At 67.5% G+C, this 13,046-nt stretch carries 14 protein-coding genes and 1 tRNA gene; 6 read left to right on the forward strand and 9 right to left on the reverse strand.

Annotated features, from left to right (window positions below):
* Positions 1 to 4 precede the first annotated feature (4 nt).
* On the reverse strand, positions 5 to 601 hold the full coding sequence (locus OG394_RS16610; protein ID WP_328996270.1) for a TetR/AcrR family transcriptional regulator: 597 nt from the start codon (positions 599 to 601) through the stop codon (positions 5 to 7).
* Between the two features lie 25 nt (positions 602 to 626).
* Positions 627 to 1,142, reverse strand: coding sequence for a MarR family winged helix-turn-helix transcriptional regulator (locus tag OG394_RS16615; protein ID WP_328996271.1), 516 nt, complete (start codon positions 1,140 to 1,142; stop codon positions 627 to 629).
* Between the two features lie 96 nt (positions 1,143 to 1,238).
* On the opposite strand from OG394_RS16615, the gene OG394_RS16620 reads away from it, so the two are divergent.
* Complete coding sequence (locus OG394_RS16620) at positions 1,239 to 1,616, forward strand: DoxX family protein (RefSeq protein ID WP_328996272.1); 378 nt, start codon at positions 1,239 to 1,241, stop codon at positions 1,614 to 1,616.
* Between the two features lie 22 nt (positions 1,617 to 1,638).
* On the opposite strand, the gene OG394_RS16625 is transcribed toward OG394_RS16620, so the two are convergent.
* From OG394_RS16625 to OG394_RS16650, 6 genes are all read right to left on the reverse strand, one after another.
* A complete protein-coding gene (locus OG394_RS16625) occupies positions 1,639 to 1,980 on the reverse strand; it encodes a GroES family chaperonin (protein WP_442914287.1) in 342 nt (113 codons plus the stop codon).
* Positions 1,977 to 2,252: a DUF3618 domain-containing protein gene (locus tag OG394_RS16630; RefSeq protein ID WP_328996273.1), complete on the reverse strand. Its 276-nt coding sequence runs from the start codon at positions 2,250 to 2,252 to the stop codon at positions 1,977 to 1,979. The genes OG394_RS16625 and OG394_RS16630 overlap by 4 nt, the downstream gene beginning before the upstream one ends.
* Before the next feature lie 33 nt (positions 2,253 to 2,285).
* Positions 2,286 to 3,131: a transglutaminase family protein gene (locus OG394_RS16635; RefSeq protein WP_328996274.1), complete on the reverse strand. Its 846-nt coding sequence runs from the start codon at positions 3,129 to 3,131 to the stop codon at positions 2,286 to 2,288.
* The gene (locus OG394_RS16640; RefSeq protein WP_328996275.1) at positions 3,128 to 4,075 is read right to left on the reverse strand and encodes an alpha-E domain-containing protein; all 948 of its coding nucleotides are present in this window, start codon (positions 4,073 to 4,075) and stop codon (positions 3,128 to 3,130) included. The genes OG394_RS16635 and OG394_RS16640 overlap by 4 nt, the downstream gene beginning before the upstream one ends.
* 10 nt (positions 4,076 to 4,085) lie before the next feature.
* On the reverse strand, positions 4,086 to 5,693 hold the full coding sequence (locus tag OG394_RS16645) for a circularly permuted type 2 ATP-grasp protein (protein WP_328996276.1): 1,608 nt from the start codon (positions 5,691 to 5,693) through the stop codon (positions 4,086 to 4,088).
* A gap of 74 nt (positions 5,694 to 5,767) precedes the next feature.
* Positions 5,768 to 6,784 carry a glucose 1-dehydrogenase gene (locus tag OG394_RS16650; protein WP_328996277.1) on the reverse strand — a complete coding sequence of 339 codons (1,017 nt, stop codon included), beginning with the start codon at positions 6,782 to 6,784 and terminating at the stop codon, positions 5,768 to 5,770.
* Between the two features lie 106 nt (positions 6,785 to 6,890).
* Here OG394_RS16650 and bcp point away from each other — a divergent pair, with 106 nt between their 5' ends.
* From bcp to OG394_RS16675, 5 genes are all read left to right on the forward strand, one after another.
* Positions 6,891 to 7,358, forward strand: coding sequence for a thioredoxin-dependent thiol peroxidase (bcp, locus tag OG394_RS16655; RefSeq protein WP_328996278.1), 468 nt, complete (start codon positions 6,891 to 6,893; stop codon positions 7,356 to 7,358).
* Positions 7,359 to 7,700: 342 nt separating this feature from the next.
* Positions 7,701 to 9,332, forward strand: coding sequence for a VWA domain-containing protein (locus tag OG394_RS16660; protein WP_328996279.1), 1,632 nt, complete (start codon positions 7,701 to 7,703; stop codon positions 9,330 to 9,332).
* 156 nt (positions 9,333 to 9,488) lie between these two features.
* Positions 9,489 to 9,569 (forward strand) — tRNA-Leu (locus OG394_RS16665).
* Positions 9,570 to 9,757: 188 nt separating this feature from the next.
* The gene (locus tag OG394_RS16670) at positions 9,758 to 10,567 is read left to right on the forward strand and encodes an alpha/beta fold hydrolase (RefSeq protein ID WP_328996280.1); all 810 of its coding nucleotides are present in this window, start codon (positions 9,758 to 9,760) and stop codon (positions 10,565 to 10,567) included.
* Positions 10,564 to 11,385, forward strand: coding sequence for an alpha/beta fold hydrolase (locus OG394_RS16675; protein WP_328996281.1), 822 nt, complete (start codon positions 10,564 to 10,566; stop codon positions 11,383 to 11,385). Before OG394_RS16670 ends, OG394_RS16675 begins: the two co-directional genes overlap by 4 nt.
* A 19-nt stretch (positions 11,386 to 11,404) precedes the next feature.
* Here the strand turns inward: OG394_RS16675 and OG394_RS16680 are convergent, their stop codons facing one another.
* Positions 11,405 to 12,955 (reverse strand): HD domain-containing phosphohydrolase, encoded by a 1,551-nt coding sequence (locus OG394_RS16680; RefSeq protein ID WP_328996282.1) that lies wholly within the window; start codon positions 12,953 to 12,955, stop codon positions 11,405 to 11,407.
* Between the last annotated feature and the right edge of the window lie 91 nt (positions 12,956 to 13,046).

Raw genomic sequence — 13,046 nt, forward strand, 5'->3', positions numbered from 1 at the left:
GGGATCAGGTCCGGGCGGCCCGGAGCAGCGCCTCGAACGAGGTGCGGGCCCGGTCCTCGGCCTTGGGATCGGCCAGCAACCGGCAGGCCTGGTGATAGGCGAGCAGCACGCCCTTCAGATCGAAGGCGAACTGCTCGGGATCTGCGTCGGCGGAGAAATGGCCTTCGGTGATGCCGGTGCGGAAGACCGTCGCCAGGGTGTCGATGTAGTCGCGCTCGATGCCGACCAGCCGATCCCGGACCGGGCCGGGCGTCTCGTCGTCGAGCTCGGCCGAGATGGTCATGAACAGACAGCCGCCGGGCAGCGCGAGATCGCCGTTGTCCCAGCGCAGCAGGCGATCGAACAGCGCCCGCAGCCGAGGCTCACCCCGCGGCGCCTTGATCGCCGGCCGGACCACGACCTCGGCGAAATGGTCGGCCCCGGTGTTCATCACGGCGACCTGGAGTTGCTCCTTGGAGCGGAAGTGCGCGAACAGGCCACTCTTGGACATCCCGGTCCGGTCCGCGAGCGAACCGATGGTCAGCCCACGGAAACCGACGCTGCTGGCCATCGCCATGGCCTCGTGCAGCACCGTCGCCCGGGTGTCCTCACCTTTGCTCACCAGACCATAAAAGCACGATCGGTCGTCAGTGACCAGCCTTTTGTGCGGTTGGGCAGTTACTGGCGGGGTCGACCTTGGTCAGGATGACCTCGCCGATCTCGCGCAGCTGGTCGATCTGCTCCGGGGTGAGTACGTCGATCACGTACTGCCGGGCGGCCTCGACGTGACCCGGCGCGGTCACCACGAGCTTGGCGAACCCCTCGTCGGTCAGCTCGGCGACGGTGATCCGGCCATCCTCGGCCGACGGCTTGCGCCGGATCCAGCCGCGCGACTCCAGCCGCTTCACCACGTGGGAAAGCCGCGAGAGCGAGCCGTTCGCGAATTCGGCCAGCCGGCTCATCGGCAACATCCGGCCGGGCGCGTCGGACAGGCCGGCCAGCACCAGGTACTCGAAATGACTCAGGCCCGCGTCGCGCTGGAGCTGGACGTCGAGCACGGCGGGCAGCTTGATCAGCACGGCCGTCAGCGTCATCCACGCGCTCAACTCGTCCGGCGACAGCCAGCGTGGAGCGGCGATCGGCGCGGTGATCTCTTCGGACATAGAGACATCATAACTGTGATGGTTGACGCTTCAAGTCATTTGGAGCTACCTTGTCACTTGAAGCGTCAATTAATTCTATCGGAGAGCTGAAGCCCCATGAATGTCGTGCTCTGGATCATCGCCGGTCTGCTCGCCCTGCTGTTCCTCACCGCCGGGCTGATGAAGTCGACCCAGCCGAAGGAAAAGCTGCTCGCCAACCCGAGCATGGGCTGGACCAAGGACTTCTCCCCGGCTCAGCTGAGGGCGATCGGCATCATCGAACTGCTCGCCGCGATCGGCCTGATCCTGCCCGCCCTCGTCGACATCGCGCCGATCCTGGTACCGCTGGCCGCGGCCGGCCTGGTGATCGTGATGATCGGCGCGATCGTGGTGCACCTGCGCCGCAAGGAGACCCAGCCGGCCGGCTTCAACGCGGTGCTGCTGGTACTGGCCGCCGTACTGGCGATCTTCCGCTTCGGCCCCAACGCCTTCTAAGCGTTCCGAGGCTTTAGAGGCTTTAGAGGTAAAGGCCGGTCTGCCCGTCTTCGAGCCGGCCGGCCGCCACCGCGTGCAGGTCGCGCTCGCGCAGCAACACGTAGTCGTCGCCACGGACCTCGACCTCGGCCCGGTCCTCCGGGTCGAACAGCACCCGGTCGTCGACCTCGACGGTGCGCACGTTCTGCCCGACCGCGACGACCTTGGCCCAGGCCAGCCGGCGGCCCATCTGGGCGGTGGCCGGGATCAGGATGCCGGCCGACGACCGCCGCTCGCCTTCCTCGCGGTCGAGCGCGACCAGGACCCGGTCGTGCAGCATCCGGATCGGCAGTTTGTCGTCGGCGGCGCGTTTACGGCTCGTCACCGGCGGCCCACCAACTTGCGGAGCAGCAGTAGGAGACCGATGACGCCCACGGCCGCACCGCCGACCGCGATCAGCTTCTGGGTCCGGAGCCGGCCGTCGACGTCGAAGACCTGCGCCCGGGCCGACTCGACCTGGCGCCTCGCGACGTTCTTCGGGTGGGCCTTGTCGACCAGCTCGTCCACGGTGGCGGCCAGCCGGGCGCGGGTGGCCGCGATGTCCGCCTCGATCTGCTCAGTGCTCCGAGGCGCGGTAGCTCTCGTATCGCTGCTCATACCGCCATCCTCGCAGGTCGGTCCGGCACAAGCTCACGCGAGCCGGGTCATGTCGACCGTGACTTCGATCGCGCTCGCGGCGCCACCCGAGTAGATGCCCTTCAGCGGCGACACATCCGCGTAGTCCCGCCCGGTCGCGACCCACACATGCCGATGGCCGATCGGGATGTCGTTGGTCGGGTCGAACCCCCACCACGCGCCGGTCCAAGCCTCGATCCAGGCATGGCTCTCCCCCACCACCGTCTCGCCGACCGACGCCTCCGGTTTGGTGTGGAGATAGCCCGAGACATAGCGGGCGGGTACGTCGACCGCGCGCAACATGGCGAGCGTGAGATGCGCGTAGTCCTGGCAGACGCCTTCACCGGCTTGCCACGCGTCTACCGCCGACGAGTGCACGCCAGTCGTACCGCGTTGGTAGGTGAGCGTCTCGTGCACCCATCGAGAGATCGCCAGTACGGTCTCGGCCGGGCCGTTGCCCTTGCGAAGGCCTCTGGCGATCGCAGCGAGCTCCCGGTGCCTTGGTACGTATTTCGTCCACTCGACGTACTCGGCGAACTTGTCGACCGTGTCGGGCGAACGGACCTCCGCCCAGCTCGTATCCGGCGCAGGCGCGTCATCCTCGGCAGTCTCGACCACAGACGACGCGACGACCTTGAGCTCGGTGTGCGGTCTCTGGAGGTCAAAGGTCGTCACCTCGGTCCCCCAGTAGTCCGTGTACTTGTAGGACCTGGTGGTCGGTACGGTCTCCAGTCGCGCCACCATCAGGTTTTGCCGGTCGTCGCTTCTCGGAGTCAACCGAGCCTCGTTGTACGACTGAGTGGCCGGGGTTTCGTACCGATAGCCAGTGGTGTGCACGACACGTAGGCGCCACTTGTTCACAGGTTGACCTCCGCGTTGTTCCACTCAACCCACGGGACGGCGTGGAAGTACTGCAGCGACACAGCCTCGCCTACCTCGCGCACAGTCGCCTGCAACGACTGGAGCCGTCCAGTGAGGTCGTCGAGCAGCTCTGCCGGGTGCAAAAACTCCAACTCGCTACGAGCCTTCCCGAGCAACCGACTGGCCTCAGCCCTTGCACCCACGCGTACGTCGGGCTGGTGGTCCAACTCCTCCAGGCAGGCCTCGGCCTTGGTAAGCGCGTGGAACACCGAGCGCGGGAAGAGCCGGTCCAGCAGCAGGAACTGCACCACGCGGGATGCGTCGAGCGCACCCCGGTACGTCCGCAGGTAGGTGTCGTGAGCGCCTGCGGAGCGCAGTACGGTCACCCAGCCGGGAGAGGTCGGTTTGTCGCCCACGCGGGACATGAGCATTCGCACGATCATGTCGACGCGTTCGAGCGATCTGCCGAGCACGAGGAACCGCCAGCCCTCGTCGCGGCTCATGGTCGAGTCGGCCAGACCGGCGAACATGGCGGCCCGTTCCTCGACGAACGACAGGAACACGTGCGGCCCGACCCGGCGAGCCGCGCTCTGCCGCTCGGGTACGGCATTCCACATCGAGTTGATGCACTCCCAGAGCTCGGTCGACACCACCTCGCGGGCGACCCGGGTGTTCTCGCGGGCGCTCGAGATCGAGGAGACGATCGAGCCCTCCCGATCGGCCGACATCGCGACCAGCTCGGTCAGCGTCCACACGTCCAGGCTGGTACCGGTCGGCGGGGTGATGCCGAGAACCGAGAGCAGCGTTCGGCTGGCGACATCCGGATCGACGGTCGCGTCCTCGAGCAGTTGGTGCACGGACACGTCGAGGATCCTGGCCGTGTCGTCCGCGCGTTCGACGTACCGGCCGATCCAGTACAGCGACTCCGCATTGCGTGCCAACATCGTCAACACCTCACTGTTGTTGCTGCTGTTGGGCGAAGGTCAGTTCCGGTCCTCGCTCTGGGGTGAACTCGCCTGCGCTTGTCACGGCCAGACCGGCTCCGCGCAACTCCGCGTCTGCAGTGGAGGTCCGGGCGGCCAGCACCCAGGTGTCCTTGGAACCGCCGCCTTGGGACGAGTTGACCACCAGACTTCCCTCCGGAATCGCTACCCGCGTCAGGCCGCCCGGGAGCACGAAGACGTCCTCGCCGTCGTTGACCGCGAACGGGCGCAGGTCGACGTGCCGGGGTCTCAGGCGCTGCCCGACCTTCGTAGGGACGGTGGAGAGCGGTACGACGGGTTGGGCGATCCAGCCGCGGGGATTCGCGTTGATGCTTCGCCGGAGGGTGTTGAGCTCCTTGGCGGTCGCGTCCGGCCCGAAGACGATTCCGTAACCGCCCGAGCCTTCGACCGGCTTGGTGACCAGTTCGTCCAGCCGGTCCAGTACTTCCGCCTGCTCGTCGGGAAGCCAGCAGCGGTAGGTGTCGACGTTCGGGAGTAGTGGCGTCTCGTTGAGGTAGTACTTCAGGATCTCGGGGAGGTACGTGTAGACGAGCTTGTCGTCGCCTACACCGTTTCCGACGGCGTTGGCGATCACCACGTTCCCCGCGCGTGCCGCGTTGAGTAGGCCCGCCACACCGAGTACGGAATCGGGCTCGAAGTGCACCGGGTCGAGGAACTCGTCGTCGATACGGCGATAGATGACGTCGACCCGGCGCTCCCCTTCCGTCGTACGGAGGTAGACGACGTTGTTCCGCGTCAGGAGGTCCCGGCCTTCTACAAGTTCCACGCCCATCTGCCGCGCCAGTAGCGAGTGCTCGAAGTACGCCGAGTTATAGACGCCTGGAGTGAGTACGACGACCGTCGGGTCCGCCGCCCCGGTAGGCGCCGCCGCACGCAGTGCCCGCAACAGGTGTACGGCGTAGTCGCCGACCGCCCGCACCCGGTGTTTGGCGAACAGGTCCGGGAATACGCGGGCCATCGTGCGGCGGTTCTCCATGACGTACGAGACCCCGGACGGGCTGCGCAGGTTGTCCTCGAGCACCCGGAATTCGCCGACCTCGTCGCGTACGACGTCGATCCCAGCAACGTGAATGCGTACGCCGTTCGGTGGGGCGATACCGGCCGCCTGCCGGTGGAAGTGCTCGCACGAGGTGATGAGCCTGCGCGGGAGTACGCCGTCTTTCACGATCTGCTGTTCGCCGTACACGTCGGCCAGGAAGGCCTCTAGCGCCCGTACGCGCTGGACGATGCCACGTTCCAGCCGGGACCACTCGGACGCCGTGATGACGCGTGGGACCAGGTCAAGCGGGAACGGCCGCTCCTGGCCGGACAACGAGAAGGTGATGCCCTGATCCACTAGTGCCCGGTCTAACGCCTCAGACCTTGCAGTGAGGTCTGCTGGTTTCGAGTCGGCTAGTGATTCGTACAGCCTCTTGTAAGCGGTACGGACTTCCTCGCCGGCGTCGAACATTTCGTCGTACGCCTCGGCATGCGGGCGCGCCGGATCGAGGTACTTCTCGAACAGGTCCTCGGACTGCGACTGGGACTCGGACGTCGGGCGGGATGTCCTGCGGCTCATCCAGAAATCTTGACCTACCAGGTATGTCCTCGCATACGGATCGGCAATCAGTTTTCAAGCATGTAACACGGAGATCAGCTCTGGAGGTCGACAACGACCTTGATGTCGGCCGGGCCCTTCTGTAGAGCCTCCGGCCATTTGGTGAGCGGAACCGTCCGCGTGATCAGCCTGTCGAGCCAGTGGGCGTCCGCGGCGGCCAGTACGTCTATGGCCTGCGCGTAGTGCCTCTTGCCCGCATTGACCGACCCGACGATCGCCGCATTCCGCACCACCAACTGCCGCGTTAACGGGTCCATTGGCGCCTCTATCGGCTCAGTGCCGGGAGAGATGCCCGTGAGGCACATGATCCCGCCAGGGCCGAGTAGACCCGCGCAGTCGAGCACCAGCTGGCCGTTGCCGGTTGCCTCGATCACAACGTCCGGTACGACGTCTAGGTCCTTCAAGTCGGTCAGGTACTCCCCACCAAGGTCTTCCACCAACTGCGGCTTAGGCCCGTCGGTAGCCCGGTCGAGCACGTGTACGACGTACCCCCGCTGCTGGGCGATCAACGCCGCTAGAAGCCCGATAGGTCCTGCGCCCGTCACCAGCACGTGTTCCGGCTCAAACCAGGACCTGGCTCCTACTTGGTCCACCTGGTCCCAGGCCTTGGTCAGGATGCTCGCGGGCTCTGTGAGAACTCCGAGGCGGCCTAGCTCGGGTGGCACCTTCACGGCGAAGTACGGATCCACGCGCCACTGCTGCGCGCCGTACCCGTCTGCCTCTTTGATCCCGCGCTCGGTGTACCGGCCGTTCCGGCAGAAGTCCCAGTCGCCGCGGGCACATGCCGGGCACGGCTCCGGGTCAGGCCGACGTACGACTCCGGCCACCAGGTCACCCGGGACGAACCCGGACTTCGGTGGAGCCGTCAGTACCCGGCCGAGCGACTCGTGGCCGAGCACCATCCGCTCGGCACCGCGCCGGCCGCTACCGAAATCCCCGGCCGCGATCTCGACGTCCGTACCGCAGATGCCGAGTAATACGCCCTCGACCAGTACGGACCCGTCGGCCGGATCCGGCTCTTCCACTTCGGTGATGTCGGCTGAGTCAGGCATGTTCGGCACCACGGTCATTGCCCGCATGAAGCCACTCCATCCCCGTACGGCAGACTGTGCAAGTCACCCCGCCAGTCCCACCTGTCACAGCTTGAGGGAGCCAGTCATGACCGATCGTCTGTCCGTCGGCGATGCCGCACCGGAGTTCACGCTGCCCGACGCGGATGGCAACGAGGTCTCGCTGGCGGACCTGCGCGGCAAGAACGTCATCGTCTACTTCTACCCGGCCGCGATGACCCCTGGCTGCACGAAGCAGGCCTGCGACTTCCGCGACTCGCTCGACTCTCTGCAGGCCTCCGGCTACACCGTGCTCGGCATCTCGCCGGACAAGCCCGAGAAGCTGGCGAAGTTCCGCGACCGCGACGGCGTGACCTTCCCGCTGCTGAGCGACCCCGCCAAAGAGGTGCTCGTGGCGTACGGCGCGTTCGGTGAGAAGACGATGTACGGCAAGAAGGTGACCGGAGTGATCCGCTCCACCTTCGTGATCGACGGCGACGGCAAGATCGCGGTCGCGCAGTACAACGTCAAGGCCACCGGGCACGTCGCCAAGCTGCGTCGCGATCTCGGCCTCTGATCCGGTTGCGGACTGTAGGCATACAAACGTTTGAAGAGTGAAACCGGCTACCGTTTCATGGTCAGCGGTCTACGGAACGCCCGAAATGCCCCAATGACACTGTGATTCGCGTCACAGCGGGTTTCACACCTGGGAAACCGCCCGATCACGGTCAGTAAGATATTTTGCCGATTCAGGCAGCCAGTACCTCGCATAAGCATTCACAGGTCCTTTCAAACTCGCTCCGTAGCCGATTGACGTGGTTGCGGACCTTGGCCGTGACCAGTGCAAACCGGGTAATCTGCGCCCGCAGTCTGCTTCGGGAGGGAGGTACCCGTCCGCATGGGACGACACAGCGCTTCGGTGACATCGGGTAATCGTCGTCGGCCGGTGATCATCACCCTTGTCGGCGCCCTGGTGATTTCACTGGGCGCCGTCTTCATGGTCAATTCCTTCGGCAACGAGAACTCCGCCGATGAGGGACCGCTTTCCAACGCCGACTGCGATACGCCTGTCACGGTGTCCTTGAGCACCACCCCGGAGATGAAGGCCCAGCTGGAGACCGCCGCCAAGGCGCTCACCGGCCGCGACGACAGCCGCACTCCGTGCACCAACTTCAGCATCAACGCCGTCGCCCCGGGCGCGGTCGCCCAGGCGGTCGCAGCCGGTGACGAACAGATCCCGGACCTCTGGGTGCCGGACTCGTCCCTGTGGGTGGCCCGCGCGGACGACGGCCAGTCGCTGCCCACCGTGGCCGTGCCCTCGCTGGCGACGTCGCCGATGGTCCTGGTCGGCGATTCGGCCACTTTCGCCGACACGTCCTCCTGGCTCGGCGTGTTCTCCAAGGCGCCGCCCGCCCTGCTGGATCCGCTGAGCACCTCGATCGGCGCCGCGGCCCTGCTCGCCGTACAGGCCGAGCGCGCCAAGACCTCCACCTCGGACACGCAGGTGGCCCAGGTGCTGGTGCCGCTCGCGCAGCGGCACGGCTCGATGGCGAAGGCGTACACCGATCTCAACGGCCTCTTCACCCGGGCCGCCCAAGAGGGCAGCAACCTGGTGGTGCCGTCCTCGGAGCAGGCCTTCGTGGCGTTCCAGGAGGCCCACCCGGACACCGGTCTGAAGGCCGTCGTCCCCGCCACCGGCACGCTGCTCCTGGACTACCCGCTGGTGGTGACCGCCAAGGACGACGTCGAGCGCGTCACCGAGACGGCCAAGCTCCTCGGGCAGCAGCTCCGCTCCGCCGGTGGCACCGAAGGCACCGACAAGGCCGGCTTCCGGTCCCCGACCCGTGAACCGCTGACCGGCGGCCGTGGCGTCGGAAACATCGAGATGCTCGGCAAGCCGGCGGTCCAGGTCGCCGAGCAGGTCCTGCAGCAGTGGGCCACGCTCGCGCTGTCGGCCCATTCGCTGGCCGTGATCGACACCTCCGGCTCGATGAACGAGAAGGTGGCCGGCGGCAAGCGCCGCATCGACCTCACCATCGCGGCCGCCGAGAGCGGGCTGAAGATGTTCCCCGACAGCGCCGCACTCGGCCTGTGGTCGTTCTCCACCAAGCAACCGCCGGCCAAACCGCTCGACTGGCAGCCGCTCGTCCCGATCCGCAAGCTCAGCGCGCAGCAGCGGGTCGAGATGGTCACCGCCCTGCGCCAGCTCGGCAACAAGGCCAACGGCGGCACCGGCCTGTACGACGTCGCGATCGCCGCCTACCGGACCGTCCAGGACGGCTTCGACCCCAAGGCCGTCAACGCCGTCCTGATCTTCACCGACGGCAAGAACGACGACCCGGGCAGCATCAGCCTTGACGAGGCCGTCCGCACCCTGCAGAGCCTCCGCGACCCGGCCCGCCCGGTCCGCATCATCGCCCTCGGCATGGGCCCCGACGCCGACCAATCCGAACTAGACAAACTAGCCCGAGCCACCGGCGGCCGCGCCTACGTAGCCCGCAACCCCGCCGACCTCCAGGCAGTCTTCATCGACGCACTCCAAAACCGCTAAACCCGTCTTCACCCGAACGGCCCGCCGCCCCGCGCGACGGGCCGTTCGCCATTCCCTCACTGCCACCCACCCCTGTCGCGAATGGTCAGGTCACGACGCGGCCCCGCTGACCAGTTCTTCAGACCACCTGGTCAGCCACTAGGATGTGGCGAGCCAGCCAGAGTGGTGGAACGGCAGACACGCCGGCTTTAGGTGCCGGTGCCTTCGGGCGTGAGGGTTCAAATCCCTTCTCTGGCACCCAACTCGACGAGCGATTCCGGGGTTCAAGCCAGGTCGCGCCGGCCCAGCCTGTGGCCGAGTCCGGCCCGGGCATCGCACTGAGATCGGCGCCAGACGCGTCTGCCGCCGCATGGGTAGGTCTGCCGATGCGGCGGTGCCGGCCATCGGACGAGGCTGTAGCCAGCAGTCCGAAGGAGGAACCAGTCATGAGCACCAGCATCATCGTCAACGGCGTTCGGATCGCCTTCCAGGACACTGGCGAAGGCGAGCCCCTCGTACTCGTCCACGGATCCTGGGGATCGCACCACAACTGGGACCCGGTCGTCCCCGGGCTGGCGGAGCACTACCGGGTGATCAGCTACGACCGAAGGGGCCACAGCGAAAGCGAGCGGGTGACGGGCCAGGGCACCTTCGCCGAGGATGTCGCCGACCTGGCAGCACTGATCGAGACGCTGGACGCCGCGCCCGCGTGGGTGGTCGGGAACTCGGCCGGTGCCGTCATCACCCTGCAGCTCGCCGCCACGCGGCCGGACCTGCTCCGTGGCGTTATCGTGCACGAGCCTCCCCTGTGGGTGCTGTCAGAAGATGGGGCGCTTCGGGAGGTGCTGGACCTGATCCGCACGGGCGACCACGCCGGTGCCGCCGAGAGGTTCGTCGATGACGTGGCGTTCGGGCCCGGCGCTTGGGCTCGGCTACCCGAGCGGCTGCGGGCGACGATGGCCGGCAACGCCACGACCTTCCTCGACGAGGCGCTGGCGCCGGACTCGCTGACCGTCGACGAGGCCGCCCTCGCGCGGTACACAGGCCCGGTCATGGTCACCTCCGGCGGCCAGAGCCCTCAGCTGTTCCAACCCGTGGCCGAACACCTCGCGACGCTGCTGCCGCAGGCTCACCGCGTCGAGTACGCCGACGCGGGCCATGTCCCGCACGTGACCCATCCGGAGGCGTTCGTCAACGAGGTCAGGGCGTTCACGGCCCGGATGAACCGCCGGATCAGCGCGGGAGCGCTGCGATGAGCCGCGCGAGCGACGTCGTCGCCACGCGGTTCGATGTCCCCGCCCCGGACGGGACCGCTATCGCCGTCTGGGTGGACGGCGACGGACCTGCGATGGTGTTGGTGCACGGTTCGCTGCAAGACCACAGCATTTCGGCCGCGCTGGTCGCGGAGCTGCGTGACGGCATCACCACGTTCGCTGTCGACCGGCGGGGCTTCGGAGCCAGCGGAGATGGAGCCGGCTACGCGATCGAGCGCGAGTTCGAGGACGTCGCCGCGGTTGTCGACGCTGTCGCCGCGCGGGTCGGTGGGCCGGTTGCCGTGTGGGGCCACTCCTACGGAGCAAGCCTTGCGATGGGTGGCGCAACGCTCACGGGGAACATCAGTCACCTGCTGTTGTACGAGCCCAGTCTCGGGTTCGCCTACCCGGAGGGCTCGATCGAGACACTTGAGAAGACACTCGCCAAGGGCGACAACGAGACTGCGGCCATCTTCGTGTTTCGGGAGATCCTCGAGTTCACCGACGACCAGATCGACGCCATGCGTGCCGGGCCGGAATGGGCGGGACGGGTCGCCGTGGCGAAGACCCTGGCTCGGGAGGCTCGCGCCGAGCAAGGGTGGGTGTATCGGCCCGGCCAGTTCAGCGCGATCACGGCGCAGACGCTCCTGCTGTCAGGTTCGGAGAGTACGCCGGCGATCAAGCAGGCCACGGACACAGCTGCGGCGGCGATGGCCGGCGCCCGGATCCACGTCCTTGACGGTCACGCGCACATCGCCCACCGAACCGAACCTGCCATGGTGGCGTCAGTCGTTCGGGGCTTCATCGCGTCGTCAACGTGAGACGGACAGCGAAGCGGGCTCACTCGCGCAGGAGGTCGTGTTCCATGGCGAAGAGGGCAGCGGCTGCCCGCGTCGAGGTGCCGATCTTGGCGTAGACGTGCTGGAGGTGATGTTCCGCCGTACGCCGCGATATCACGAGCGTCTGCGCGATCTCCCGGTTCGACAGCCCTCGCGCCGCCAGCCGGAGCACCTCCACCTCCCGGTCGCTCAAGCCGCTCGGCCAGGTGCCTCGAACGAGCGTCGGCTCCTGCCCCGCGGCCGCGATCACAGCCCGCGCGCAATCAGTGTCGAGTCGCCCGGCCCTCGCGTCGTCGGCCAGGCGCTCCGCGGCTTGAGCGGGAGAGCGGGCGGCCCGATGCGGCCGGTTTTGAGTCAGGCTCTGGAAGGTGTCGGCAGCCGCGAGAACCCTGGCAGGTAACGGAATCGCTGCCGCGGCGAGGCCGTGGTGGTAGCCGCTGCCGTCCAGTCGTTCGTGGTGCAGACCGGCGATCCGGCCCAACGGCGCGAGCACCGGCGAGCAGGCAAGGATTCGCTCGGTGTGGTACGGGTGCAAGCGCACCTGTTCCTGCTCGCTGCGGGTGAGGGCTCCCTGCTTGTCCCAGATACCGCTGGACACGCCGGCCCTGCCCAGGTCGTGCAGCAGAGCCGCCCGGCGCAGGTCCACGATCGCCGGATCGTCGAGGCCGACCTCGCGCCCGGCGACCTCCGCCAGTTCGGCGGTCCGCGTCGAATGGCCCAGCGTGTAAGCGGACTTGAGGTCGACCATGTCCGCGAAGCAGCGGGCCACGCGGTCGAGTTCGCCGGCCCGGATGCGGTGCACCGGGGCCGGCTCGGCCTCCAACACCGCCTGCCACGGATCAACGGCGTCGTTGGCGCGCAGCAACCCTTCGCCGTACCGCTGGAACGCTTCGGCCACGGACGGGTCGAACCAGCTGCCCGCCCGGTCGCGCAGCATCGACATGGCGGCGTCCGCGCCGCCCGCCTGGTGGAACATCAGTGCCTGGGTCGCGACCTCACTCACGCGCGCCGGCAGCGTGATCTCTTCCTTTGCCAGCCCGTGCGGTCCACCCTTGCCGTCCCAGCGCTCGAACTGCTGGGAGATCGCGTCCGCGACCCGCTGTCCGAGCCCGAGTCGCCCGGCGAGCATGGCCCCGGCTTCGCAGACGGAGGCGACGATCTCCCGACCGTGCAGCACATCGCCTGCGACTGCCCGCCCAAGGACCAACGCACGTCGCGGGCCACTCCCGCGGCCCATGCCGAGGGTGAACGCCAGCATCTCCCGGCGGTTCCCGAAGTCAGCGGGCTCGGCGGCGCGTCGGGACGCGAGCTCGTCGCCGCCGAACAACCTGGCTTCCAGCGAGGCCGTCGCCGTGCAGCCGAGGTGCCGTAAGAGCGATGCGAAGTAGACGTCGTGAACCTCTTCGTCCGGCAGCCCCAGTGCGCGGCCGAGCCCGGTCGCCAGCAGGCATGACCGGATCGCCTTCTCCGGTTGCTGTCCCATCCCAAGGTCTGTTGCCACCGACAACGCGGCAAGAAGGTCGGACAGCCGTAGATCGGCGTGCGTGTCCACCCTTCATCACACCACGATCGACCGCACGTCGGTACCGTTGCAGGCCGTCAGCCGCGTTCCCGAGGCGGGCGATTGCGCGGAATCTAGGGTG

Origin of the sequence: Kribbella sp. NBC_01245 (assembly GCF_036226525.1) — a bacterium.
GTDB lineage: Bacteria > Actinomycetota > Actinomycetes > Propionibacteriales > Kribbellaceae > Kribbella.

Excerpts from the sequence above, each read along its gene's own strand:
- OG394_RS16645 (WP_328996276.1), bottom strand. The coding sequence starts at position 5,693 with ATGAGCCGCAGGACATCCCGCCCGACGTCCGAGTCCCAGTCGCAGTCC.
- OG394_RS16670 (WP_328996280.1), top strand. The coding sequence starts at position 9,758 with ATGAGCACCAGCATCATCGTCAACGGCGTTCGGATCGCCTTCCAGGAC.
- OG394_RS16620 (WP_328996272.1), top strand. The coding sequence starts at position 1,239 with ATGAATGTCGTGCTCTGGATCATCGCCGGTCTGCTCGCCCTGCTGTTC.
- OG394_RS16630 (WP_328996273.1), bottom strand. The coding sequence starts at position 2,252 with ATGAGCAGCGATACGAGAGCTACCGCGCCTCGGAGCACTGAGCAGATC.
- OG394_RS16615 (WP_328996271.1), bottom strand. The coding sequence starts at position 1,142 with ATGTCCGAAGAGATCACCGCGCCGATCGCCGCTCCACGCTGGCTGTCG.
- bcp (WP_328996278.1), top strand. The coding sequence starts at position 6,891 with ATGACCGATCGTCTGTCCGTCGGCGATGCCGCACCGGAGTTCACGCTG.
- OG394_RS16650 (WP_328996277.1), bottom strand. The coding sequence starts at position 6,784 with ATGCCTGACTCAGCCGACATCACCGAAGTGGAAGAGCCGGATCCGGCC.
- OG394_RS16640 (WP_328996275.1), bottom strand. The coding sequence starts at position 4,075 with ATGTTGGCACGCAATGCGGAGTCGCTGTACTGGATCGGCCGGTACGTC.
- OG394_RS16675 (WP_328996281.1), top strand. The coding sequence starts at position 10,564 with ATGAGCCGCGCGAGCGACGTCGTCGCCACGCGGTTCGATGTCCCCGCC.